Origin of the sequence: Alistipes megaguti, assembly GCF_944320325.1 — a bacterium.
Taxonomy (GTDB): domain Bacteria; phylum Bacteroidota; class Bacteroidia; order Bacteroidales; family Rikenellaceae; genus Alistipes; species Alistipes megaguti.
The window spans coordinates 1-25172 of sequence record NZ_CALUHA010000019.1 but is presented as its reverse complement, the minus strand read 5'-3'; the positions used below and the strand labels follow the sequence as shown (position 1 = coordinate 25172).

The window sequence follows — 25172 nt, the reverse complement described above, 5'->3', positions numbered from 1 at the left end:
ATTTGCGCCCAAAGGTATAAAATTTTTGGAAAAAAGCCTTATCTTTGTCCGAAATTCCGTGCGGCAACCATGAGTGAAAATCCACAGGTGATACCCCCGAAGGCGCCGCGGCGTCCGCGTCTGAAGCTTCCGTTCGACAACCGTCGCGAGGATGCCGGAACGTGGGCCTACGATCATCGGGTGGGATTGTGTGTGACGCTGATTGCCTATCTGGTGCTGATGATCGTCTTCGTGTCGTCGAAAATCGTCGTCGGACGCCGGGCCAGCCAGCAGGGCATGTATATCGACCTGCAGACGCTGGCTGAACTGGAGCAGGAGCGCGACCGTCTGGAGCGTGAGGTGCGTGAGCGGCAGGAGCAGGATCCCGTCGACTGGCGCAGCATCCGCAATCGCACGTCGAATGAGAATGCCCTCAACGAGGAGCTGCGCGACGACCGCGGGACGAATGCCGCCGAGTTGAACGAGGCGGCGGCCGGGGCCGAAGCCCGCATGCGGGCCAACCGCGAAGCCTATGAGGAGGGGTTGGCCGAGGAGCGGGCCATCCGCCAGCGCCGCGGACAGGGTGGTGAGTCGGAGCATCGCGACGTGCGCGTCAAGGGGCGGGTGACGGTTTCGTTTTCGCTGACCAACCCTGTGCGGACGTCGCGCTGGCTGGAGATTCCGGCCTACCGCTGCGAGGAGGGCGGTGAGGTGATTGTCGAGATTACGGTGAACCGGGCCGGCGAGGTCACGGCGGCCCGCATTCGCGAGGGGGGTGACGAGTGCATGCGTCAGGCGGCGATTGAGGCGGCCCGCGTGTCGCTCTTCAACATCGACTCCTCGGCACCGGCCCGCCAGAGCGGGACGATCACCTACATCTTCATCCCGCAGTAAGCGGCCGACTGCGACAGGGGGCCGGGCCGGCAGGCGGAGTGGTCCCCGGCCGGCCGCAGCGGTTCCGACATGCAGCCCCGCGATGCTGCCCGGAATTGGTCTTGAATTTGTGACAATTGTATGATAACCACATCTCTATGATAATAACAGGTGAAAATTTCGTATTGATCGGTGCCCTGCTGCTTTTCGTGGCGGTGATGGCCGGCAAGGTGGCCTATCGTTTCGGAGCCCCGGCTCTGCTGCTCTTTCTGGGGGTCGGCATGCTGTTCGGACTGAACCTCATCTCGTTCCGCTCGGTCGAGATGACGCAGTTCATCGGTATGATCTCGCTCTGTATCATCCTCTTCACCGGCGGTATGGACACCTCCTTCGAGGAGATACGTCCCGTTCTCGGACCGGGTATTGTGCTGGCGACGGTCGGCGTGGTGTTGACGGCTGCGGTGCTGGCCGGATTTGTCTGGCTCGTGGCGCCGTGGATGGGATTCGAGATGTCGTTCCCGATGGCGCTGTTGTTGGCCTCCACGATATCGTCGACCGACTCGGCCTCGGTCTTCTCCATCCTGCGAAGCAAGAAGCAGGGCCTCAAACAGCACCTGCGCCCGCTGTTGGAGCTCGAAAGCGGCTCGAACGACCCGATGGCCTACATGCTGACGGTGCTGCTGATCAGCGTGCTGAGCAACTCCTCGGAGGGCAACGTCGGCTTCGGTATGGGGCTTGTCTATCTGGTTGTGCAGCTGGTTGTGGGCGCCCTGTCGGGCTATCTGATCGGACGGCTGGCGGTCTGGACCCTCAACAAGATCAACTTGGTCAACCATTCGCTCTATTCGGTGCTGCTGCTGGCCTTTATCTTCTTCGCCTTTGCCTTTACCGACCTGATCAAGGGCAACGGCTATCTGGCCGTCTACCTGGCGGGTCTGGTCGTCGGCAACCACAAGATCGCCCAGAAACGGCAGCTTACGGTCTTCTTCGACGGTTTCACGTGGCTCATGCAGATCGTCATGTTCCTCACCCTCGGCCTCTTCGTCAACAGCGACGAACTGCTGCGTCCCGAGGTGCTGATGCTGGGCGGCGCCGTCGGTCTGTTCATGATCGTGGTGGCGCGTCCGGTGTCGGTCTTCGCCTGCCTGCTGCCCTTCCGCAACTTCTCGACCCGGGCCCGGTGGTACATCTCGTGGGTCGGGCTGCGCGGTGCGGTGCCGATTCTCTTCGCCACCTATCCGATGATGGCCGGCATCGAGCATGCCGAGTTGCTCTTCAACGTCGTCTTCCTCTCGACGATCCTTTCGCTCGTCATCCAGGGTACGACCGTCAGCGGCATGGCCAACCTGCTGGGGCTGGCCTTCGATGAGCGTGAATCGGCCTTCAACGTCGAGATGCACCACGACGACATGAAGTCGGCGCTGACCGAAGTGGAGGTCAACGCCGGCATGCTCGAAGCGGGCCATACGCTCAAGGATATCTCGCTGCCCGAGAATACGCTGGTGATGATGGTCTGCCGCAACGGCGAATATTTCGTCCCGCGCGGGAATACCGAACTGATGGTGGGCGACAAGCTGCTGGTGATCTCCGACCGTAGCGAGGAGGAGTTGGCCGACACCTACAAGAATCTGGGTATCGACAACGTGATGAAAGTCGGTTGACGCCCTTCCGGGGCCGGGCTCCCGAGGGCTTCGGGATGTTCGAGGCTCTCCGGGTTCCCCATACGCCCCACGGCTTCCGCTCCGTTCGGCACATGAAAAGGCCGGATCTCCCGATTGACGGGGGATCCGGCCTTTTCCGTCGTGTTTGCTGTCGTCGTCGGAAGTCGGTTTGTGCCGGCAGGAGGTGTCCTGTGCTGTTTCGGAGCGTATTTCGCCCGGTTCCGGGACCTCTGGCTGACCGGCCCGGGGACTTGCCGTAACGCCTATTTCCCGGCCTCGGAGTGGGCGTTCAGCGGGTCGAAATCGCCCTCCTCGACCCCGCAGTCGCAGAAGTGGAACTCCTCGCGGGCCTTCTCCTTCGGGAAGAGGAAGTAGACGCACGTGGCCTCGGTGCAGAGACGCCCCTCGCTGTCGGTGATGCGCACGGCGATGCGCACCAGATTGCGGCGCTGCTCCTCGACGCGGGCCCGCAGCACAATGTGGTCATCCGAGGTGTGGATCGGGCGGTGGTAGCGCACCTCCATGCGGGTGGTTACGCCGCTGGTCTGGAACTTCCGGAAGACCACCCAGCTGCTGATTTCGTCGGCCAGCGTGGCCTGGATTCCGCCGTGCAGCGTGTCGACCCACCCCTGGAATTCGGGGCGCGGGTGCCAGAGGCTGACGATCTCCTCGCCGTCTTCGTAGAACTCCATGCGAAGCCCCTCGGGGCTGTGAGGGTCGCAACCGTAGCAGCGGTACCCCTCCATGCCGCGCCAGGGATTGATGATGCGTTTCATGTCTCAGCAGATTTTTCTCTTCCGACAAAGATAGCGATAAATTCGGTTTGCGGGACATTGCGGCGGTCTGTTGTGTCCGGATCGGAGAAGATCGTTCCCTTTCGGAACACCTTTTCGGAAGACCTTTCGGGGCACAAACAAAGGGACGGCGATCCGCTGATCACCGCCCTTCGTCGGATTTTGTCCTTGGCTTTCGGTTACTTCTGTTTCTTCGGATAGAAGAGCCTGTAAACGCCGGACGTAGTGGCCACGGGGCGTTTATCGTTGTACATGTAATACGCTGTGAGGAAGGTGAGGAACGAGGTCGACTGGTAGTCCAACAGGTAGAGCTTCAGCGTGTCTTCACTGGGATCCTGCGCCTGAACCACGCGTACGCCGATGTAGGCATTCTTGTCGGCGCCGGTCGACGTGGCCGAGAAGTCGCGGTTGCAGTTGTCCAGATTGATCAGCAGAAGTTGGTATTCGATCGTTCGATCAGAGATGTCTCTGACAGAGCACTCCTTGTCCGTAGGGACCATGTTGCTGGTCTCGCCGAAGAAGTTCTTCAGATCGGACTGCAGCGAGGTGGTCAGCACGTTCTTCTCCGTATCGAAGGTGAAGGTATCGGCCTCAGTGGCTGCCGGGAATCCCGTGAAGGCATCGTCGCTGAAGTACCAGTAACCTTTCATCGCCTCCTTGTCGGTCGGCTGTTGGTAGACATACCACGTACCTTCGATCTTGAAGTAGTCCGAACCGATGATCGTGATGGTGTACTCGCCCGGATCGCCCGCTACATACTGGACGGCCGACGGATCGACCTTCAGTACGATCTTGTCCTTGCCCTCCTCCTTCTTGAGGAACTTCAGCTGGGCGGGGGCCGTCAACATGCCCTTGCCGTAGCCAAATTCGGGCTCACCGACAAATTCGAAGTGTTCGCCCAGCACGGCCGTCGATTTCTCCTCGTCGACCGTGGAGCCGCTCCTTGAGAAAGTCTACCTCCAGACCGGCCTTCATGTCACGCGTCCGCTCCCAGCGCAGGTGGGGGGCGGGGCATTGCGGATCGTGCCGATGCGGTACGAATCGGTGTCGGTGATGCGGAAGTTGTTGTCGTAGTCCATGATGAAGACCGGATAGACCGTCTTGTTGACGCTGCCCGTGTAACCGGTTGCCAGACGCCGCGTCATCGAGCTGACGACCTTCTTGATGTTTCCCTTCATGAAGTTCTCCTCGTCGATGTTCCACGAGAAGCCCGCCGACCAGTTGACGTTGAACTGCTCATCGCTTCCGAAGTTGTTCGAACCGTCCGTGCGGGACGTAGTTTGAGAAGCCGCAGACGCGGCCCTGTCGGTCGGTGGCGGCGGGGTATATCGGATGCAGATCGACGTTGCGGCCGTCGTTGCCCGACGACATGATCAGCAGCACGTCCCGCCGGTCGCCGTAGCAGAGCCGCATGAGCGGGTCGCACACCCCGAAGGTCTTTTCGATCCGCCGATGACGGCAACTACGACCGGATAACCGGACGGGGTGCGGGGTGTCGGAAAATTTTCCTTCCTCCCCCCTTGGATTTTGTCTACCTGCGCGATACCGATTCCGCAGAGCGAGTCCGCATCGGTAAGGTACCAACCGTCGTTCAATCCGTTCGGTAGACCGGCAAAGACCGGGAACGACGGCACCACCAACAGCGGGGAAAGTGTTCAAAAGGTGCGATAATTTATCAAAATGACCTTTTGTGATGGGGCCGTCCGGTCTCTATCCGGTCCGGGGGAGGGTCAGCGGAGGCGGTTGCGCAGGAAGCTGCGGCGGGCGTAGGCGAAGAAGAAGAGTACGCCCACGACATTGACGGCAAAGGCCAGCCAGAAGGCCGCCCCGTAGCCGCCCAGGTGTTCGGCGACGCTGCCGCCGCCGATGATGCCGATCCCGACGCCGAGGTCCCACGAGGTGAGGATCGTCGAATTGGCCGTACCGCGGCGTTCGTGCGGGGCCAGGTTGATGAACATGGTTTGCATGGCCGGATACATGTGTCCGTTTCCGAGGCCGATCATCAGGGCGGCGGCGTAGTAGCCGTAGAGGTTCGGCACGGCCGTGAAGACCAGATAGCCGCACATCGACATCAGCATGCCGGCCGAGGCATTCTGGACGATCTTCCCCTCGCGCAGCGAGCGGCTTCCGACCAGCCGTGAGAGGATCAGTCCCACGGCCAGCAGCATGAAGAAGGTGCCCGATCCCGAGGTGATGTGCAGTACCTCCTGGCTGTAGATGGCGATGTAGGTCGAGATGACGCCGAACGAGAAGGCGAAGGCGGCGATGCAGATCCCTTCGCTCCACCCCTTGAGCAGGACGAAACGGTCGAGCGAGACCTTGCTTTCGCGGCGGATCGGCTGTCGTTCGCGGCAGTGGATCGTCGAGTCGATGACGAGTCCCGCGAAGGCGATCACCAGCGAGAGGGTGAAGAGCAGTTCGAAGTTGTGGATCGTGTGGTAGATGTAGAGGCCCATCGAGGGTCCGATGGCCATGGCGATGTTGTTGCTCAGGCCGTAGTAGCCGATACCTTCGGAGCGGCGTTCGGGGTGGAGCACGTCGACGGCCATGGTGCTGCTGGCGACGGTCGTGGCGCCGAACGGTGCGCCGTGCAGCGTGCGGATGGCGGCGAACAGGACGAGCGATCCGGTGATGAAGTACCCGGCGAAGAAGAGCGCAAAGCAGAAGTAGCAGATCAGAAGTACCTTCTTGCGGGGGAAGGTGTCAACCACGAAGCCGCTGAATGGTCTGACACAGAGGGCCGTGAGGGTGTATCCGCTCAGTACGATGCCGATCATGGCCTTGCCGGCCGAGAAGGTGTCGCGCAGGTAGAGCGGCAGCAGCGGCGCCAGCAGATAGAATGCGAAGAAGAGCATGAAGTTGGCGATCCATACCTTCACGTAGTTGCTGTTCCAGAGAACGGGGCGTGCCGTTCGATTCTCACTTTCGTTCATTGCTTGTCAGATTTTGCGGGGCGGGTGCATCGTTGCGGGTAGCGGGGCGGCGTAAGGGCATGCCGGGCGAAGAAGGGACGGATGCCGGTATGCCGCGGCCTTACCCGTCGGCGACGGATCGGTCCGGGCCGCAAAGGTAGTGATTTTGAGCGCAGGTTGATCCGCCGCCGGGGAGAAAAACGCATTTTCGGGTCGGTCGGGGCTTCCGCGGAGGCCGGATTTTGCCGTTGCTGCCGTTCTCCTGTCGCTGTCCGTTGCCGCCCGTCGTCAGATCCCGCCGCCGTTCTCGAAGGTCGAGATCGTGGCCCGTCCCTGGATGACCCGCGAGTGAGGGGCCAGATCGGTGGTTTGCCAGACGTTGCCGCCGATGACAGAGTCGTGGCCGATGCGCACGCGCCCGAGAATCGACGAGTTGGAGTAGACCACCACACGGTCCTCGAGAATCGGGTGGCGTGCCTCGCGCAGGATGTGCCCCTCGTCGTCGAACTTGAAACTCTTGGCGCCGAGCGTCACCCCCTGGTAGAGTCGTACGTGGCTGCCGATGATGCAGGTTTCGCCGATGACGACGCCCGTGCCGTGGTCGATGCTGAACGAATCGCCGATCACGGCTCCGGGGTGGATGTCGATTCCCGTCATCGAGTGGGCCCGTTCGGTGATCATCCGCGGCAGGATCGGAACCCCGGACTCCCACAGCGCATGGGCCAGCCGGTAGTGGGTCATGGCCACCAGCGCCGGGTAGCAGAGAATCACCTCTTCGCAGCCCGACGCCGCCGGATCGCCGTCGCAGACCGCCCGCACGTCGGTTCCCAGCCGGCGGCGCAGTTCGGGCAGCATTTCGAGCAGCCGGCGGGCCGTCTCCGCGCCGAACCGTTCGGCCGCTGTGTCGGACGTGGCGGCGTCGCTCGCGCGCGGCATCGCATCCGCACCTTCTCCGGAGGTGGATTCGAATGGGGCGGAGGCGTCGGGGGAGTCGTTGTCCGGGGTGCGGCCGTGGAAGACGGCGAAGGCCCGGGCGCACTGCCGGGTGAGGTGCCCGGCCAGCTCGGTGAGCTGCACCTCGGGGGGCCGCCGGTCGAAATACCCGGTGAAGACCACCGAGCGGAACCCTTCGACGATGCGCTCCAGCGCCGTGGGGTCGATCCCGGCGGCCGCCAGGACGGGAATGTGCGGATCGTGCGCCGTGAGGCGTGCGGCCAGTTGCCGCAGCTGCCGGTCGGAGAGCCCGGCCGGGGCCGCAGCGCCCGCGGGACGCTGCGGCTGTGGGGTAGCGGGGGTGATTCTCATAACTGGAGGTCGGCCTTGAAGTTGTCGAAATCGTAGAGGGCGGTCGAGAGGTAGCGTTCGCCGGTGTCGGGTAGCAGGACGACGATCGTTTTGCCGCGCAGCGCCTCCTGACGGGCCAGATGCAGCGCGGCCCAGAGGGCGGCCCCCGACGAAATGCCGGCCAGCAGCCCCTCGCATCGGGCCAGCATCCGTGCCGCGGCAATGGCCTGTGCATCGTCGACGCGGAGGATGCGGTCGACGACCGTCGGGTCGAAGTTCGCCGGGACGAATCCCGCCCCGATGCCCTGAATGCGGTGGGGCCCCGGCTGCCCGCCCGACAGCACGGGCGACGCGGCGGGCTCCACGCCGACGATCTCCACCGCCGAATTCAGCTCCTTGAGGCGGCGGCCCGTGCCGCTCACCGTGCCGCCGGTCCCGACCCCTGCCACGAAGAGATCGACCCGTCCGTCGGTGTCGCGCCAGATTTCGTCGCCCGTCGTGCGGTAGTGGCGTTCGGGGTTGGCCGGATTCTCGAACTGCTGGAGGATCACCGATCCCGGGATCCCGGCCTGCAGCGCCCGGGCCCGGGCAATGGCCCCGGCCATCCCTTCGGCACCGGGCGTCAGCTCCACGCGTGCGCCGTAGGCCGCCACGAGGCGCCGCCGTTCGATGCTCATTGTCTCGGGCATGGTCAGGATGAGCCGGTAGCCCTTCAGGGCGCACACCAACGCCAGCCCGACGCCGGTATTTCCGCTCGTGGGTTCGATGATCGTGGCGCCGGGATGCAGTTCGCCGCGCGCCTCGGCCGCCTCGACCATGGCCAGCGCCACGCGGTCCTTGACGCTCCCTGCGGGGTTGCGCGATTCGACTTTGGCCACGATGCGGGCCGCGGCGTCTGTCCGGCGGCCGAGGCGCTGCAGTTCGACCAGCGGTGTGCGGCCGATGAGTTCCAGTACGGAGTTTGCGATTGTTTCCATCTTTTTTCGGGTTTGGATACGAAAACGGGGGCTGCAGTCAACTCCTGCTGCCCCCGTTCGTATGGGTGAATTGAATGTTTGTTTGGGAAATGCGGTTTTCAGACACTTTGAGGTCCCGGCCTCCGCGCGGCAGCAGGCACGATGCGGCGGCAACGATTGGCAATCGCTGCACAACAACATATCATCTGATTCATGGCTGCCATCATCTTCGGGGCATTTCGTAACCTCTTTTCAAACGGGGGGTTGCGGCAGATTCCGCGCGTGTTCGCCGACCCGTCGGGGACAAATATAGGGAATCGGATCGGAAAATGCAAATCGGCGCGCGAAATGGACGTGCCGGATTGTAGCGGCGGACGAAGCGGTTCCGTATTGGGGGGGGGCTCTGTCGCCGGCTCCGGCCCGGTTATCCGCTTCCTGGCCCGGACCTGGTTATCCGCCCGTCGGCGGGGCGTTTTTCGCCTGCCGGTGTTGCTGCCACCACTCCGAGACCCACATCACTCCCAGTCCGATCCCCACGCCGACGACCGACTCCAGAAAACGCAGCACGCAGTTGATGGCCGGAGGCAGGCGGGGGTTCTCCTGCGAGATGAGCAGGATGACGATCAGCGTGATGGTGGCGATGTGTCCGTTGACGTAGATGCCGAGCAGCATGCTGACGATCTCGAGCAGGAAGATCGTCAGGAGCATCCCGGCGACGGAGAAGTGCCAGATGCTCAGGTAGCAGAAGGCGATCAGGGCGCCGATGAAGGTCCCCAGCACGCGCATCCAGCCGACCGGAAGCGACTGTTTGAGTCCGGGCTTCTGCAGCACGACCACCACCGACGTGCAGGCCAGCATGGCCCCCATCCAGTGCGAGGCGGCGTGAAAGGGTCCGGTGACGTAGGTCCCCACCAGATAGGCCAGCAGTACGCCGACGCACGTGGCGGCGGCATTGACGGGCTGGATTCTCCCGGCAAGGCGCCGCAGCAGCGCTTCCCGCGCGGCGGGCGTATCGGTGGTGGGGCGGTTGGTGGTCATCGACGCATGACCCCGCAAGAAACGGGCCGGAAATCCGTCGGACTGCGCGTTGTGTCTATATGTTGCTGATTGTGAGTGGAGAACCGCATGGAGCGGCATAACAGCCCGTATGTGCCGTAAAAAAGTGGTTGCATTTGGTAAAAAAAGATTACCTTTGCTGGAGATCCGGTCGAAGCGCATGGGAAGGCCTGTTCGGACCCTCCCGGTTTCGGCGGCCGGATCTGTACAACGTAGTCGGGACCTCATTTGTCGGACGAAACATATGGTGATGGAAAACGGACGGTTGCAACTCTTGCTTACTCCTGCCGAATTCGGGCAATTCTTCTCCGAATTCAAACCCCGTTTTGTCGCCGTAGCGTGTCGTTATGTCCGCAATGCCGCCGTGGCCGAGGATATCGTTTCGGACAGTTTCATGGCCTTTTGGGAGATTCGTGAGAGTCTGCCCGCCGATATCAACATTCCGGCCTATATCCTTACTTCGGTCAAGAACCGCTGTCTGAACCATCTCAACGCCCAACTCCGTCATCGTCTGGCCGAACAGGATCTCCATTCGACCCGCCAGCGGTTGCTCATGGCCGACGTGCGCTCGCTCTCGGCCTGCGATCCGGACCGCATCTTTTCGAAGGAGATCCGCCTGCTGTCCGGCGGCGCCATTGCCCGCATGGGCGAGATGACCCGCCGCGTTTTTCTGCTGAGCCGCCAGGAGGGGCTGACCTACAAGGAGATTGCCGACCGGCTGGGCATTACGGTCAGCCGGGTCAATTTCGAGATGCGGCGGGCACTGGATCTTCTGCGCGAGGCGCTGAAGGACTATTTGCCGGCCACACTCATCTTCTGGCTGTTTTCGAACCGCTTCTGACCGCCCGGGACCTCCCCTTCGGTGCGGACAGTCCCCGCTTTCCTTTTTTTATCGTCCCTTTCCGAACGCCCCTCCCGGACTCTTCGCTCCGGAGGGGGGGAGCGGATCTCCGTGCCCGAAATTTTTCGCCGTCGAAACCCGCCCCGGAATGGCTCTGAGGGCCGATTTTTCCGGAAAATGAAAAAAATCGGTTTTTTTACTACTCATCCCCTTCGGTTGTTTGTTATCCTTATACAACGCCGAAAAGATGGACGATCTCACACTTCAGAAATATTTGCGCAACGAGCTCTCGGAAAAGGAGCTCGTCGAGGTGCTCGACTGGCTGGACGCGTCGCCCGAAAATCAGCGCCGCCTCGACCGTCTGGATTACCTCTCGAACGTGGCAATCCTCCTCGGCCCTGCGGAACAGCCTGCCGCGACCCTTCGCCGTCCGATGTCCCGCTGGCGGCGGACCCTGCGCTGGAGCGCCGGCATCGCCGCCGGACTGCTGGTGGGGCTGGGTATCGGGCAGCTGCTGAGCCACCGGGCGATGGATCTGCGTTCGCAGGAGTTCATGACCATCACCGCCCCGAACGGGCAGAGCATCTCCGTGACCCTCAACGACGGTTCGCACGTCTGGCTCAACGCCGGCTCGACACTCGAATATCCGACCCTGTTTTCCTCCCGCCGGCGCCAGGTCCGAGTCTCCGGAGAGGCGATGTTCGAGGTCGAACACGATGCCTCGTGGCCCTTCGTGGTCGAGACCTTCGCCTGCGAGGCCGAGGTGCTCGGCACGAAGTTCAATATTCTGGCCGATGCCGACAACCACAGCTTCTCGGCCGCCCTGCTCGAGGGCCGGCTCAAGATCCGCAACCGGGAGCATGCCGACGAGAGCCTGATCCTCTCGCCCAACGAGGAGGCGAATCTCGTCGACAGCCATCTGCAGCTCGAGAAGATCTCCGATCCGGACGATTTCCGCTGGGTCGACGGTTTGATGAACCTCAACGGACTGACCTTCGGCGAGGTGATCGACAAACTCAAACGCTACTACGGCGTGCAGATCGTCGTCGAGGGCCCCGGCAACCTGACCGACCGCCGCTATCACGGCAAGATCCGCGTTTCGTATGGCATTGACCACGCCCTGGATCTGCTGCAGATGATGACCTCGGACTTCACCTATGCGCACGACAACGAAACCAATACCATCTATATTCACCGACGAAGCCGAATGCCTATGAATTGAACCCCTTTCCCTTGTTCTAAGCCACTGTACGTCATGAAAAATCCGCGGATGTGGCAGCACCCGCGGATCGAAGGACAAACAGACCTTGATCGCTAACCTATTTATCCTTTTAACAAATTTATGAAAAAATCAAGTATTAGGCAAGTCAAATGCCTGATTACTCTTGTTTTGGCCGTATTTTTGGGTTTTTCGGTCGCCCGGGCCCAGAATCGGAGCGTGACGGTGAAGCTCGACATGACGAATGTCCCGATGAAAACCGTCATGAACGAAATCGAAAAACAGACCGGATTCCTCTTCCTTTATACCGATGACATCGATACGGAGCGTACGGTCACGCTGCGGATTGATGCGCGTCCGCTGGACGAGGCCCTCGCACAACTCTTCCGCAATACGGACATCACGTACCGGGTCTCCGTGCCGAACATCGTTCTGGCGAAGCGTCCCGCCGCTGTACCCCCCCCCTCGACGGTTTCGGGTGTGGTGAAGGACGCTGACGGTATGGGGGTCATCGGTGCCACGGTTCTCATCGACGGCACGACCGTCGGAACGACCACCGGTATCGACGGCTCGTTTACGCTGACGATCCCCTCGACGGTCGAACAACCCGCGCTGTCGGTCAGTTTTATCGGCTATCAGACCGTGACGCTGGCCGTCGGCAACCGCTCGACGTTCGACATCGTGCTGAAGCCCGAGGCCGTTGAGGTGGAGTCGGTCGTGGTGACGGCCCTCGGCATCAAGCGCGCCGAAAAGGCCCTTTCCTATAACGTGCAGCAGGTCAACTCCGAGTCGATCGTGGCCAACAAGGATGCCAACTTCATCAACTCGCTGAACGGCAAGGTGGCCGGTGTGACGATCAACGCCTCGTCGTCGGGTGTGGGCGGCGCCTCGAAGGTGGTCATGCGCGGTACGAAGTCCATCTCGCAGTCGTCCAATGCGCTCTACGTGATCGACGGCGTGCCGATGTTCACCAAGGCGCAGGACGGCGGCACGGAGTTCGCCTCGCAGGGTACGACCGACCCCATTGCCGACATCAACCCCGAGGACATCGAGTCGATCTCGGTGCTGACGGGTGCCGCGGCGGCGGCCCTCTACGGCTCGGATGCGGCCAACGGCGCCATCGTCGTGACGACCAAACGCGGTCAGGCCGGCCAGCTGTCGGTCACCGCCACGGCCGGTGTCGAGGTGATGTCGCCCTTCGTGCTGCCGCAGTTCCAGAACCGCTACGGCACGGGCAACCTCACCACGCCGATCAACGTCAACAGCTACAGCTGGGGCAAACGCCTCAACGAGGTCAACCGCATGGGGTATGATCCCCGCTCGGACTACTTCCGCACGGGAGTCAACAACACCGAGAGCGTCTCGCTCTCGACCGGTACGGAGAAGAACCAGACCTATCTGTCGGCTGCGGCGGTCAACTCCGAGGGCATTGTTCCCAACAACAGCTACGACCGTTACAACTTCACGTTCCGCAACACGACGTCGTTTCTCAACGACCGCATGAAGCTCGACGTCGGCGCCAGCTACGTGCTGCAGAAGGACCTGAACATGATCAACCAGGGTACGTATAACAACCCGCTGACGGGCGCCTACCTCTTCCCGCGCGGCGACGACTGGGAGGATATCAAGATGTACGAGCGTTACGACCCCGTGGACAAGATCTCGAAGCAGTACTGGCCCATGGGCGACGGCAGCATCACGATGCAGAACCCCTACTGGGCCAACTACCGCAACCTGCGCGGCAACCGCAAGGACCGCTACATGCTCAGCGCCCAGCTGTCGTACGACGTGTTGGACTGGCTGAACCTCTCGGGCCGCATCCGCATCGACAACTCGCACAACACCTACACCGAGAAGATGTACGCCTCGTCGAACGTGCAGCTCACCGAGCAGTCGTCGAACGGTCTGTACGGCGTGACGAAGACGATGGACCGCCAGGTCTACGGCGATGCGCTGGTCAACATCAACAAGACGTTCGGCGACGACTGGTCGCTGCAGGCCAACATCGGCGCCTCGTTCTCCGACATGAAGAACGACGCCATGAAGATCCGCGGTCCGATCTCGGACGGCACGTCGGGCGAGAAGCAGGGGCTGGCCAACGTCTTCAACCTCCAGAACCTGAGCAACTCGACCAAGACCACCCGTCTGGAGGAGGGGTGGCGCGAGCAGACGCAGTCGCTCTTCGCCTCGGCCGAGGTGGGTTACAAGGGCACCTACTACCTCACGCTCACGGGCCGCAACGACTGGCCCTCGCAGCTGGCCGGTCCCCACTCGAACGCCTCGTCGTTCTTCTATCCGTCGGTGGGCCTTTCGGTGGTGCTGTCGCAGATCATCCCGAACATGCCCGAGAACCTCTCCTATGTCAAGGTCCGCGGATCGTACGCCTCGGTGGGTGTGGCCTTCGAGCGCTACATCGCCAACCCGCTCTATTCGTGGAACGAGAGCGGCCTGTCGTGGAACACCCAGACGCAGTATCCGGCCTTCCACCTCAAGCCCGAACGGACCAAGTCGTTCGAGGTGGGTCTGACGATGCGCTTCCTGCGCCACTTCAACCTCGACGTCACCTACTACAACTCCCACACCTCGAATCAGACCTTCGACCCGCAGCTGTCGGGCGGTACGGGCTTCTCGTCGATCATCATCCAGTCGGGAAACGTGCTCAACCGCGGTGTCGAACTGGCGCTCGGCTACCGGAATACGTGGCGTGACTTCACCTGGGACACGAACTTCACCTTCTCGACCAACCGCAACCGCATCCTCTCGCTGGCCAACAACGTCATCAACTACGCCACGGGCGAGCACTTCTCGATCGAGCGGCTCAACATGGGCGGTCTGGGCGATGCGCAGTTCCTGCTGCAGGAGGGCGGTACGCTGGGCGACCTCTACTCGCGCCGTGACCTGCGCTACGACGAGAACCATGCCATCTACATCGACGAGACGGGCGCCGTCTCGACCGAGACGATCCAGGACGTCAACAAGTATGTCAAGCTCGGCTCGGTGCTGCCCGATGCCAACCTCTCGTGGCGCAACGACTTCCGCTGGAAGAACCTCACGTTCGGCTGCATGGTGACGGCGCGTCTGGGCGGCATCGTCTACTCGCGCACGCAGGCCATGCTGGATCTCTACGGCGTTTCGGAGGCGACGGCCGCGGCGCGTGACGCCGGCGGCGTGTGGATCAACGGCGGCGACGTGGTTGACCCCTACACCTGGTACTCGGCCATCGCCGGCGGTAACTCCATCCCGCAGTTCTACACCTATTCGGCCACGAACGTCCGCCTGCAGGAGGCCTCGATCGGCTACACCATCCCGAAGAAGAAGCTGGGCAACGTCTGCGAAATCACCCTTTCGCTCGTGGGCCGCAACTTGTGGATGATCTACAACAAGGCGCCGTTCGACCCCGAATCGATCGCCTCTACGGGCAACTACTATCAGGGTATCGACTACTTCATGATGCCCTCGCTGCGCAGCGTCGGATTCAACCTGCGTCTCAAATTCTAAAACTCGTCGCACGATGAAATACGATATGATCAAGGCTTCGCTTGCCCTGGCGGCCGTGTGCTGCCTGGGAGCCTGCACGAAAAACTACCTCGAAATCAACAGCAACCCCCACGAGGTCACCAAGGAGCAGATGGAGGCCAGGGACTATGCCATCGCTTCGGGACTCTCGGCCATGTTCGGCACGGTGGTCTCCACCGACGTCAACACGGCGCAGTTCACCGACTGCCTGCTGGGCGGCACGCAGGGCGGCTACTACGCCGACGCCAACAACGGCTGGACGTCGACCATCTCCAAATATAACCCTACGGACGACTGGACCCGCGTCTTCCTCTACAGCGACAAGGTCATCCCGCAGCTCTACAGCAACATGTCCAACATCGAGGGCATCTCGGACGATCCGATGGTGCACGCCATCATGAAGATCGTCAAGGTCTGCGTCCTGAACCGCGTGACCGACACCTACGGCCCGATTCCCTACTCCGAGATCGGCAGCACGGGCAAGATCCAGGTGGCCTATGACCCGCAGTCGGAGGTCTACTCGCAGATGTTCGACGAGCTGGACGAGGCCATCGCCCTGCTCGACGAAAACCTCGACCACAGCATCACCTCGACGACCGACCAGGTCTTCGACGGTACGGCCCGCAAATGGTGCCGCTTCGCCAACTCGATGAAGCTGCGTCTGGCCATGCGTGTGGTCTACACCGATTTCCGCAGCTCGGAGGGGCTCACCCCGCAGCAGCTTGCCGAGGAGGCCGTGGCCCATCCCGTCGGCGTCCTGCAGTCGAACGACGACAACGCGGCCCTCTCGCCGCTGGCCTTCGGCAAGGACGGCAATCCGCTCTACACGGCCTGCATGTACAACACGCCGGTCGGTTCGCTCACCGGCGGCGATTCGCACGCCGCGGCTGACATCATCTGCTACATGAACGGCTACAACGATCCCCGGCGCGAGAAGTACTTCAGCCGCGCGCAGTTTACGGGCGAGAATGCTCCGGAGTATGTCGGCATGCGGCGCGGAGGCGTCATTCCGGCCCTGAGCACCATCGGCCTGCTCTACTCGGGCGTCAACTTCGTCGACGGCATGTCGACCCCCGTGCAGTGGATGAACGCTGCCGAGGTGGCCTTCCTGCGTGCCGAGGGGGCCGGTGTCTTCGGCTGGCAGATGGGCGGCACGGCCCGCGAATTCTACGAGCAGGGGGTGCGCCTCTCGTTCGAACAGTGGGGTGTGGGCGGCGTCGACGAGTACCTGGCCGGTACAACCCTGCCCCAGCCCTATGTCGACCCCAACGACGGATTGTCCTCCTATGACGGGCAGCTCTCGACGCTGGGCGTGGCCTGGAACGACGCCGCCTCGAAGGAGGAGATGCAGGAGCGCATCCTCATCCAGAAGTGGATCGCCAACTTCCACCTGGGCAACGAGGCCTGGGCCGACATCCGCCGCACGGGATTCCCCCATCTGATTCCGGCCGTGGAGTCCGTTGTGGGCAACAACACCCAGGGAGTCCGCAATCTGGAGCTCGGCGCCCGCCGCATGCCCTATCCGGCCGACGAGGCGACCAACAACCCCGAAAACTACGCCCGTGCCGTGGAGCTGCTCGGCGGCTCGGACAACATGGCCACCCGCATGTGGTGGGACTGCAACCCGGCGATCAAATAGGCCGCCGAAGTGTCGAACAACCCAATGAAACTTCGTAACATGAAACAGCTATTTCTTCCGATCCTGGCTGCCGCGGCCCTGACGGTCTCGTGCAGCGAGTGGACGGATCCCGAAAACAAGGATTTCCTGCCTCAGATGTCGCAGAGCGATCCCGCCACGCTGGCTGCGCTGCGTGACTTCAAGGCCTCGGAACACCCCCTGATGATGATGCACATCGAGGGGACGCCGGGCGCTCCCAACCGCCAGAACCAACATCCGATGTCGATGCCCGACAGCGTGGACTTCCTGCTCATGAACCACGCCGACGGTCTCCATGCGACGATTGTCGGCGAGGTGGCCCGGGTGCGGGCCGAAAAGGGCACGCGCACGCTCAACGTCATCTCCTACGACGCCATCCGCGAAGCCTGGGAGACGCTGCGCGACGAGGCCCTCGACGCCGGTGCCGGCGAGGAGTATACCGAAGAGCACTTCGCCTCGTACTGCAAGGCCGAGACCGAACGTCAGCTGACCCTCTGCGAGGCATACGGTCTGGACGGCGTCGTGGCCTCCTATCTGGGCGGTTACGATGCCTCGCCGGCGGCCCCCTTCGTGAAGGCCGTCGATGCCTGGGCCGGACAGCACCCCGACAAGCTGCTCTGTCTGCGCGGCTATCCGGCCTATGTGGCCCGCATCGAGGGGCAGACGCTCGTCTCGCGCTGCAACTACCTGATCATCCTCACCGAGGATGCCAAGGCTACGGTCTCCATCTCGCGCAAGGTGCGCGATCAGCTCACCGACGAGGTGCCGGGTGACCGCATCATCCTCGAGGCTTCGGTGCCGGCGCTGGCCGACGGCGGCGAGGATGCCCAGGTGGGCGCCACGGTGCAGACGGCCGCCGAGTGGGTCATGGACCCCTCGACGTCCAGCACCGTCAAGTGCACCAAGCTCGGACTCTGCGTCTCGAACGCCCAGGAGGACTATTTCAACAAACCGACCTACAAGCGAATCCGTGAGGCGATGGCCATTTTGAATCCCGCCGCCGGCAATGCCAACCCCGAAAACTGACTGTGACCATGAAAAAGAGACTTGCATTCGCAGGATGCCTGATGGCCGCCCTGGCGCTGTCCGCCTGCAAGGGCGACGAGGAGGCCAAATACCACTTCGACAACAAGGTCTTCATCTCCGCAAACTCCTATGCGGATCAGATCTTCGTCAAGCGCGACAACCTCGATGTCACCAAAAACGAAACCTGTAACCTCACCGTAGCCATGGCGCAGCCTGAGGCGCGGGATATCCGGGTGGCCTTCACCGTGGCCCCCGAGCTGGTTGACCGTTACCGGAGGTTCTACGAGGACGACTCGGCCCGGCTGCTGCCCGCCGACGGCGGCTACTACACCTTCTCGGAGGTGACGGCCACGATCGAGGCCGGTGCGGTCGAGAGTGCCCCCGTCGCCTTTTCGTTCGAGAACCTCGACCGGCTGCCCATCGACAGTCGTGAGCGCTACGTGCTGCCGGTGACGATCTCCTCGGCCGACGGTATGGCCGTACTCGAGAGTGCCCGCACGCTCTATTTCGTCTTCTCGAAGGCGGCGCTGATCAACGTCGTGGCCGACATGCAGAACAACTGCGCATGGCCCGAATGGACGGCCGACACCCAGGCCGTGAAGGATATGGAGAGCTTCACGATGGAGGCGCTCATCTATGCCAACTCGTTCAATCGCGAGATCTCGACGATCATGGGTGTCGAGGATCTCTTTATGATCCGTCTGGGCGACAACGGCCCCGCCAACCAGCTGCAGGTGGCCTTCGCCCGGAAGATCTCCGAGGAGGACACCTCGCCCGCCCGCAACCGGATCCCCAACTCGCCCGACAGCCAGTTCGATCTGAAGCCCTTCCGCTGGTACCACATCGCCGTGACGTTCGATCACGGAACCGTCGCCGTCTACATCGACGGCCGCCTCAAGGCTTCGCAGCGTGCCGAGGTCTCGGCGGCGGACGGCCGTACGGCTCTCATCGACAAGGTCAACTTCGCCATCCCGCACTCGGACGAAACCGACGGCAAGCCCCGCTGCTTCTGGATCGGCCATTCGTACCGGCTGCAGACCGACGGCGACCTCTTCTACGAGCGCCGCTTCGACGGCCGCATGAGCGAAGTCCGTCTCTGGAACCGTGCCCTCCCGGCCGACGAGATCAATGCCCCGAACCACTTCTACAAGATCGACCCCGCCTCCGAAGGGCTGGTCGCCTATTGGAAGTTCGACGACAACACCTCGGGAAAAACCGTCCGCGACTACACCTCGAACGGTTTCGACCTCAAGACCGAACGCGAGGTCGACTGGCAGAGCGTCGCGCTGCCCGAAGAGTAGCCCTGTCTCCGATGAGGTCGCCCGCAATATCAATGACAACTCATAAAATCATGTTTACTAACCTTTAATCAACCAAATCAAAGATGAAAAAAACAGGATGGATGCTTTTGGCGGCTCTGTTCGCCATTGCATCGACGGGATTCGTCTCGTGTAAGGATTCCGAGGAGGTCGACAAGCAGAACACGCTCAGTGTGAAGCCGATGTCCGACATCTCGTTCAAGGCTGACGGCAACGAGGACGTGGTCCTGACGGTCGAAACCGACGCCGAGTCGTGGAGCGTCGAGAAGAGCGACTGGATCACGACCGTGAAGGAGGGTAACACCCTCAAGGTCAATGCTCAGGCCAATACCTCCGAGTCGCTGCGCCCGGGGCGTATCACCATCTCGGCCGGCAATGCACAGCCCGTACGCATCAATGTGACGCAGGATGCCGTCGAGGAGGGTGAGATCGTGCTGGGTGTGGCGCCGTCCGACCCGCTGGCCTTCGAGGCTACCGGCAATCAGGCCGTGAAACTTACGGTTACGACCAACGCTCCCGACTGGTCCTTCACCTATCCCGAGGCCTGGATGACCGCCTCGAAGGAGGGCAATACGCTGACGGTCAATGCGCTCGATAACGAGGGCGACGCCCGTGTGGGACAGATCGTCGTCTCGACTTCCGAGGGGGAGAAGAGCGTGAAGATCGCCGTGACGCAGAAGGCCGGTGACGGCGCTTCGGGCGATGTCGAGGCCGTGACGGGCTCGCTCTCGTCGGCCGACGAACTGAAGATCGAATTCCCGGCCGAGAATCCGCAGGCCGTGGTCAAGACGCTGACCTTCACCCTCGAAAAGGCCGTTTCGAACGACGTTCAGGTGATGATCAGTTTCGACGAACGCCGGGTCGAGGAGTACAACTTCGACAACGGTACGGAGTATGAGGTCTTCCCGGCCGAGGCGCTGTCGGTGGCCAACGACGGCCTCATGACGATCGAGAAGGGCGAAACCTCCGCCTCGATCGAGGTGACGGTCAGCCCGAGCGACGAGCTGGCCTACGTGACCACCTACATGATTCCGCTGCAGGCCGTGGCCAAGACCGAAGGCCTGACCGTCAAGAGCGATGCCGCGTATGTCGACCTGTTCGTTTCGAAGGCCAACTCGAAGAAGATCCGCAACATCTGCTATTTCGAGGTCAACGACTGCAACCCGCTCAATGCCCTGGAGTATGTGCTCGAGGACGGTCAGCCCTTCTTCGATGCCGTGGTGCTCTTCGCCGGCAACATCAACTGGGATGCCTCGAAGCAGAAGGTCTACATGTCGGCCAACCCCAACATTCAGGCCCTGCTCGACAACTCCGAAACACTGCTCCAGCCTCTGCGCAAGAAGGGTATCAAGGTGCTGCTCGACATCCTGGGCAACCACGATGCCGCCGGTGTGGCCGGTCTGACCGACTGGGGCTGCGAGCAGTTCGGGCGTGAACTGGCCCAGATCTGCCTCGACTACAAACTCGACGGTATCGGCTTCGACGACGAGTACTCGAGGTACGGCTCCTTGACCAACCAGTGGATTTCGGGTTCCGCCTCCTCGCAGCAGGCTGCACGCCTCTGCTATGAGACCAAGAAGGCCATGAAGGAGCTCTGCCCGTGGGAGACCTGGATCCACCTCTACTACCTGGGCCAGATCTCTTCGAGGCTGCCTTCGGTGACCATCGACGGCGTCGAGCACCAGCCCGGTGAGTTCGTCGACAACGTCTGCGCCGATTACGGCGGCGCCGCAAGCCCCGTCAAGGGGATGGATCTGAGCGGTTGCGCCGGATACTCCGTACAGCTCAACTACAGTCAGACGATGAGTGCCGATCGTGCAAAACAGCTCATGGAACGCGGTTACGGCTGGATCATGTGGTTCGCCTTCGATCCTTCGGGAACGGGAACCGTCGGCAACAACCGCACCCACTCGCTGCAGCAGTTCCGCAACATGGCCCAGGGCTGCTACGGCCAGAGCGTGCTGGATCCCAAGAACGTCTACAACAAGCTGGGCGAGGGCAGCTACGACCCCAACCCGCACCCGATCAACTGATAGGAACGGTCTCCGTCCGGGGGCTTTCCGGCCCGGTCCGGATTGCCGCCCGCGACGGATGCCGATAGGTCAAAAAACCAATTCAGGCAAACATTGTCAAAAACTACTGAAATGAAACTGAACCAATTGTTTGTTTTCGCAGCTTCGGCACTCCTCTTCTGCGGAGCCTGCAACAACAGCGACAAAGATGTGACTCCTCAACCCGTTGAGGATGCCATCTCGATCAATCCCCAGAAAACCACCGTCGGCAGCAAGGGCGGTGAGGTCCCCGTCCTGGTGACCAGCTCGGGCGCCTGGACCCTCAAGGGGGAGGCGAACGACTATGTGACCCCCTCGGCCTCCGAAGGCAAGGATGGCGACGTGGTGACCTTCACCGTGAAGGCCAACGAGAAGGAGGTGGATCAGATCTTCAGCTATACCTTCACCTGCGGTACGAAGAGCGCCCCCCTGCAGATTACCCTCAAGAAGATGGCCTCGCAGAGCGAGGAGCAGCTCGAGATCTTCTATCCCGAAGGCTCGAATCAACTGACCCACGAGGGCGGCAAGGTGACGGTGCTGGTCACCAGCTCCGGAAACTGGACGCTGGAGGGTGAGTCGGACTTCGTGACTCCTTCGGCCACGAGCGGTGAGGATGGCGCCGAGGTGATCTTCGACGTCAAGGCCAACGAGACCGAACAGGAGAAGGTGGCCGACTACACCTTCAAGATGGGTGGCAAGACGGTGGCTTTCCGTATTACGGTGCAGGGCGTCGAGCCCGAGCTGATCGAGATCACGTCGAAAAGCGAGATGAAGCTGGCCTATACGGCCGATGATCGGGTAGCCGTGGAGCTGAAGACCAATGTTGACAGCCGCGACCTGAAGGCCGAAATCACGGGCGCCGACGACGGCTGGCTGACCTGGTCGATCGCCCGTCCGGCAGAGGATGGCTCGGAAAACAAGGTGACGGCCTATTTTGCCGTGCTCCAGAACGATGGCGATGCCCCGCGTGAGGCTACCGTCAAGATCAAGGGGCTGAAGAGCGGTGAGGCCACCCTGAAGATTACCCAGACGGTCAAACCGCAGCTGGCAACCGAAAAACCGGCCTACTTCCTGAGTGTCGATGCCCAGAAGCTGGACATCCCCGTGACGACGAACCTCGAGTTCGATGTCGCACTCAATGAGTCGGGCAACGGTTGGCTGACCTTCGACGGCTATACGGAGGGTGCGCTGCACTTCTCGGTTGCGGCCCTCACCGAAGGCGCTGCCCGCGAGTGCGAGGTGACGCTGACCGAAAAGAATGCGCCGGACAATGCCAAACCGCAGGTGGTGACGGTCAAGGTGACCCAAAAGCCCAAGGGCCTGATCGAGTGCGTGGCCGACATGCGCAAGTCGCGTACCTATTTCTCGACGCTGAAGAACTCCTCGGCGCTGAACAACCTCAAGGATGCGGGTACGATGGAGGCATTGGTCAACATCCAGGAGGAGCGCAAGTCCGGAAGCCTCTCCACCATCATGGGTATCGAGGGCAAGTTCCTGCTGCGTATGGGTGACGTCGGCGTGGGTTGGAATCAGCTGCAGCTGGCCACCTACAGCGGCAACAAGACCGATGCGGCCCTGACGCTTGACAAAATGGATCACTGGTACCACATCGCCGTCGTATGGAGCGGCATCAACGTCTCCTTCTACATCGACGGTGAACTGGCCTATCAATCCTTCCTCTCGCTCTACAACGGGCTGAATCTGGGCGTTACCTATAGCGGTTACGAGAGCGAATACAGCCGGGCCTTCTGGATCGGATATTCGTACAATGCGGATCGTTACTTCCCTGGATACATGTCCGAGGTCCGCATCTGGAATCGCGCCCTCTCGAAGGAGGAGATCAACTCCGAGAATCACTTCTATTCGGTTCCGGTTGACTCCGAAGGTCTGGTGGGCTACTGGAAACTCAACGAAGGTTCGGGCAACACGGTGATCGACTCCTCACCCTCGGGCAACAACATGGTGGGTGAGCACGATGTCCGTACGCAGGGCAACAACCAGGTCGGAACCAGAGGCCTGAACTACGTGGATATGAGTCTGCCCTGATACGGAAATTCGTATTGTCTTCCTGTATGCAGAACGGCCGGGTCTTTCGGGACCCGGCCGTCTTGTTGTCGGGAAGGGCTTTCGCTCCGCTGCCGGCTGTGGACCGTCGGCTGCGGACTGCCGGCTGCGGACCGCCGGTTGCGGACTGCCGGTTGCAGGCCGGAAGGGTAGAGTAGGCGGGGACTGGTACCGGTGCCGATATCGATGCCGGGCGGGGCGAAAATTGGCCTTCCCGATTTTTTGCCCTATTTTTGCAGCCGATCGGCCGTACGGCCGATCGATCAATGCCCGTGTAATATGGATACGACAAACTCTCCGATAAATCCGGCGCCCGTACGTCGCGGCGGATTCTTTGCCCTGACCCCGCTGCTGGTCTTTCTGGGTTGTTACCTTGTGGTGTCGCTGCTGGCCGGCGATTTCTACAAAATGCCTATCTCGGTGGCCTTCATCGCCGCCTCGGTCTACGCCGTGGCCGTGATGCGCCGCATGCCCTTTGCCGAACGCATCGGCCACTTCTCGCGCGGCGCCTCCGACCCGAACATCATGCTGATGATCTGGATCTTCGTGCTGGCCGGGGCCTTCGCCGAATCGGCCCGCAGCATGGGTGCCGTCGATGCCACCGTGGCGCTGACGCTCCATCTGCTGCCCGGAAGTCTCCTTCCCGCGGGGCTGTTTCTGGCTTCGTGCTTCGTCTCGTTCTCGATCGGAACCTCGGTCGGAACGGTCGTGGCGCTGGTCCCCGTGGCCGCGGGTCTGGCCGGTGAGACCGGCATGAACGAGGCCTGGCTGACGGCCATCGTCGTCGGCAGTGCCTTTTTCGGCGACAACCTCTCGTTCATCTCCGACACAACGATCGCCGCCACGCGTACCCAAGAGTGCGACCTGCGCGACAAGTTCCGTGTCAACGTGCGGATCGTCGCCCCGGCGGCCCTTGTCACCTTGGGCATCTACCTCGTCACGGGAAGCGTCGCCCATGTCCCGACCGATCCCGAACCTGTGGTCTGGATGCGTGTCGTGCCCTATCTGTTGGTGTTGGTGACGGCCGTGGCCGGTATGAACGTCATGAAGGTTCTGTTGCTGGGCATCGTTTCGTCGGGGGTGATCGGGCTGGCGACGGGCAGCTTCTCGTTGATGGAGTGGTGCGGCGGCATGGGGCGTGGAATCACCGGCATGGGCGAACTGATCATCATCACGCTGCTGGCCGGAGGCCTGCTGGAGATGATCCGTCTGAACGGCGGCATCGACTGGATCATTTCGGTCATGACGCGCCGCATCTCGGGGCGCCGCGGCGCCGAAGGGGCTATCGCGGGGCTGGTCTCGCTGGCCAACCTCTGCACGGCCAACAATACCATCGCCATCCTGACCGTCGGCCCCATTGCGCGCCGGATTGCCGACCGTTTCGGTGTCAGCCGCCGGCGCAGCGCCAGTCTGCTGGACACCTTCTCCTGCTTCACGCAGGGGCTGCTGCCCTACGGGGCGCAGATGCTCATGGCCGCGGGGCTGACCGGCCTCTCGCCGCTGGCCATCATGCGCTATCTCTACTATCCGGTTGTGCTCGGCGTGGTGACCCTGCTGGCCATCCTCTGGCGCTATCCGCGGCGCATCTGACGGGCCGGTGCCGAAGCGGAGGCCGGGGAACGGAGCAAAACAGGCTCCGGAACGGCGCAGTGAAAATGAACGGGCCGGGGAAGCAACCGCTTCTCCAGCCCGTCTGTTTTGGAAGAGAGGCGCGCCTCTCTCCGGGTTTTCCGAAGTCTGTTCGATGACGGGACGCCCGTTCTCCCCGGCGGTAAACCGGTCAGGCAGCAGAAACAGAAGATGCCGCGGACCTGCGCCAGTCGCGTGATGGTGATTTCCTTGTTGAGCAGCACCTTCAGCTCCTGTTTCTCGAGAAATTCGCGTTCGACCGGCTCGAAATGGAAGTGAACCTGGGCGAAGGGGTCCTTCTTCATCCAACCTTTGGCCAGCGCAATGCGGATAAT

The 25172-nt window shown here is 61.9% G+C and carries 19 protein-coding genes and 1 pseudogene; 11 read left to right on the top strand and 9 right to left on the bottom strand.

Annotated features, from left to right (window positions below; all coding sequences use genetic code 11):
• The first annotated feature begins 69 nt into the window (after positions 1–69).
• Both PUQ42_RS06495 and PUQ42_RS06490 read left to right on the top strand, forming a co-directional pair.
• Positions 70–873: an energy transducer TonB family protein gene (locus PUQ42_RS06495; protein ID WP_122120536.1), complete on the top strand. Its 804-nt coding sequence runs from the start codon at positions 70–72 to the stop codon at positions 871–873.
• 137 nt (positions 874–1010) lie between these two features.
• A complete protein-coding gene (locus PUQ42_RS06490) occupies positions 1011–2513 on the top strand; it encodes a potassium/proton antiporter (RefSeq protein ID WP_273372113.1) in 1503 nt (500 codons plus the stop codon).
• 263 nt (positions 2514–2776) lie between these two features.
• Here the strand turns inward: PUQ42_RS06490 and PUQ42_RS06485 are convergent, their stop codons facing one another.
• From PUQ42_RS06485 to PUQ42_RS06450, 8 genes are all read right to left on the bottom strand, one after another.
• On the bottom strand, positions 2777–3289 hold the full coding sequence (locus tag PUQ42_RS06485) for a PaaI family thioesterase (protein ID WP_087311840.1): 513 nt from the start codon (positions 3287–3289) through the stop codon (positions 2777–2779).
• Between the two features lie 197 nt (positions 3290–3486).
• Complete coding sequence (locus PUQ42_RS06480) at positions 3487–4212, bottom strand: hypothetical protein (protein ID WP_273372109.1); 726 nt, start codon at positions 4210–4212, stop codon at positions 3487–3489.
• A gap of 66 nt (positions 4213–4278) precedes the next feature.
• Entirely contained in the window at positions 4279–4485 is a 207-nt protein-coding gene (locus PUQ42_RS06475) for a hypothetical protein (protein ID WP_273372106.1), read from the bottom strand.
• 58 nt (positions 4486–4543) lie between these two features.
• Positions 4544–4735, bottom strand: a complete 192-nt coding sequence (locus PUQ42_RS06470) for a hypothetical protein (protein ID WP_273372103.1) — start codon at positions 4733–4735, stop codon at positions 4544–4546.
• Positions 4736–5037: 302 nt separating this feature from the next.
• On the bottom strand, positions 5038–6240 hold the full coding sequence (locus PUQ42_RS06465) for an MFS transporter (protein ID WP_122120540.1): 1203 nt from the start codon (positions 6238–6240) through the stop codon (positions 5038–5040).
• 267 nt (positions 6241–6507) lie between these two features.
• Entirely contained in the window at positions 6508–7524 is a 1017-nt protein-coding gene (locus PUQ42_RS06460; RefSeq protein WP_273372099.1) for a serine O-acetyltransferase, read from the bottom strand.
• A complete protein-coding gene (gene cysK / locus PUQ42_RS06455) occupies positions 7521–8480 on the bottom strand; it encodes a cysteine synthase A (RefSeq protein WP_087405387.1) in 960 nt (319 codons plus the stop codon). Before cysK ends, PUQ42_RS06460 begins: the two co-directional genes overlap by 4 nt.
• A 429-nt stretch (positions 8481–8909) precedes the next feature.
• Positions 8910–9497, bottom strand: coding sequence for an FUSC family protein (locus PUQ42_RS06450; RefSeq protein ID WP_273372093.1), 588 nt, complete (start codon positions 9495–9497; stop codon positions 8910–8912).
• A 262-nt stretch (positions 9498–9759) separates the two neighbouring features.
• On the opposite strand from PUQ42_RS06450, the gene PUQ42_RS06445 reads away from it, so the two are divergent.
• The 9 genes from PUQ42_RS06445 (at position 9760) to PUQ42_RS06405 (ending at position 24798) form a co-directional block, all read left to right on the top strand.
• Positions 9760–10356 (top strand): RNA polymerase sigma-70 factor, encoded by a 597-nt coding sequence (locus tag PUQ42_RS06445; protein WP_232009179.1) that lies wholly within the window; start codon positions 9760–9762, stop codon positions 10354–10356.
• A gap of 247 nt (positions 10357–10603) precedes the next feature.
• Complete coding sequence (locus PUQ42_RS06440; RefSeq protein ID WP_087311850.1) at positions 10604–11578, top strand: FecR domain-containing protein; 975 nt, start codon at positions 10604–10606, stop codon at positions 11576–11578.
• Positions 11579–11698: 120 nt separating this feature from the next.
• The gene (locus PUQ42_RS06435) at positions 11699–15073 is read left to right on the top strand and encodes a SusC/RagA family TonB-linked outer membrane protein (RefSeq protein ID WP_122120544.1); all 3375 of its coding nucleotides are present in this window, start codon (positions 11699–11701) and stop codon (positions 15071–15073) included.
• Positions 15074–15086: 13 nt separating this feature from the next.
• Positions 15087–16730: a SusD/RagB family nutrient-binding outer membrane lipoprotein gene (locus PUQ42_RS06430; protein WP_122120545.1), complete on the top strand. Its 1644-nt coding sequence runs from the start codon at positions 15087–15089 to the stop codon at positions 16728–16730.
• A 39-nt stretch (positions 16731–16769) separates the two neighbouring features.
• Positions 16770–17774 carry a glycoside hydrolase family 18 gene (locus PUQ42_RS06425; protein ID WP_273372087.1) on the top strand — a complete coding sequence of 335 codons (1005 nt, stop codon included), beginning with the start codon at positions 16770–16772 and terminating at the stop codon, positions 17772–17774.
• An 8-nt stretch (positions 17775–17782) separates the two neighbouring features.
• Positions 17783–19075, top strand: coding sequence for a DUF1735 and LamG domain-containing protein (locus PUQ42_RS06420; protein WP_273372084.1), 1293 nt, complete (start codon positions 17783–17785; stop codon positions 19073–19075).
• Positions 19076–19158: 83 nt separating this feature from the next.
• Positions 19159–21126, top strand: coding sequence for a BACON domain-containing protein (locus PUQ42_RS06415; protein ID WP_273372081.1), 1968 nt, complete (start codon positions 19159–19161; stop codon positions 21124–21126).
• A gap of 111 nt (positions 21127–21237) precedes the next feature.
• Positions 21238–23190, top strand: a complete 1953-nt coding sequence (locus PUQ42_RS06410; protein ID WP_273372078.1) for a LamG-like jellyroll fold domain-containing protein — start codon at positions 21238–21240, stop codon at positions 23188–23190.
• Between the two features lie 297 nt (positions 23191–23487).
• Positions 23488–24798, top strand: coding sequence for a Na+/H+ antiporter NhaC family protein (locus tag PUQ42_RS06405; protein ID WP_273372075.1), 1311 nt, complete (start codon positions 23488–23490; stop codon positions 24796–24798).
• Here PUQ42_RS06405 and PUQ42_RS06400 read toward each other — a convergent pair.
• Positions 24780–25172 (bottom strand): annotated as a pseudogene (locus PUQ42_RS06400) (hypothetical protein); the annotation flags it as partial. The gene PUQ42_RS06405 and the pseudogene PUQ42_RS06400 overlap by 19 nt on opposite strands.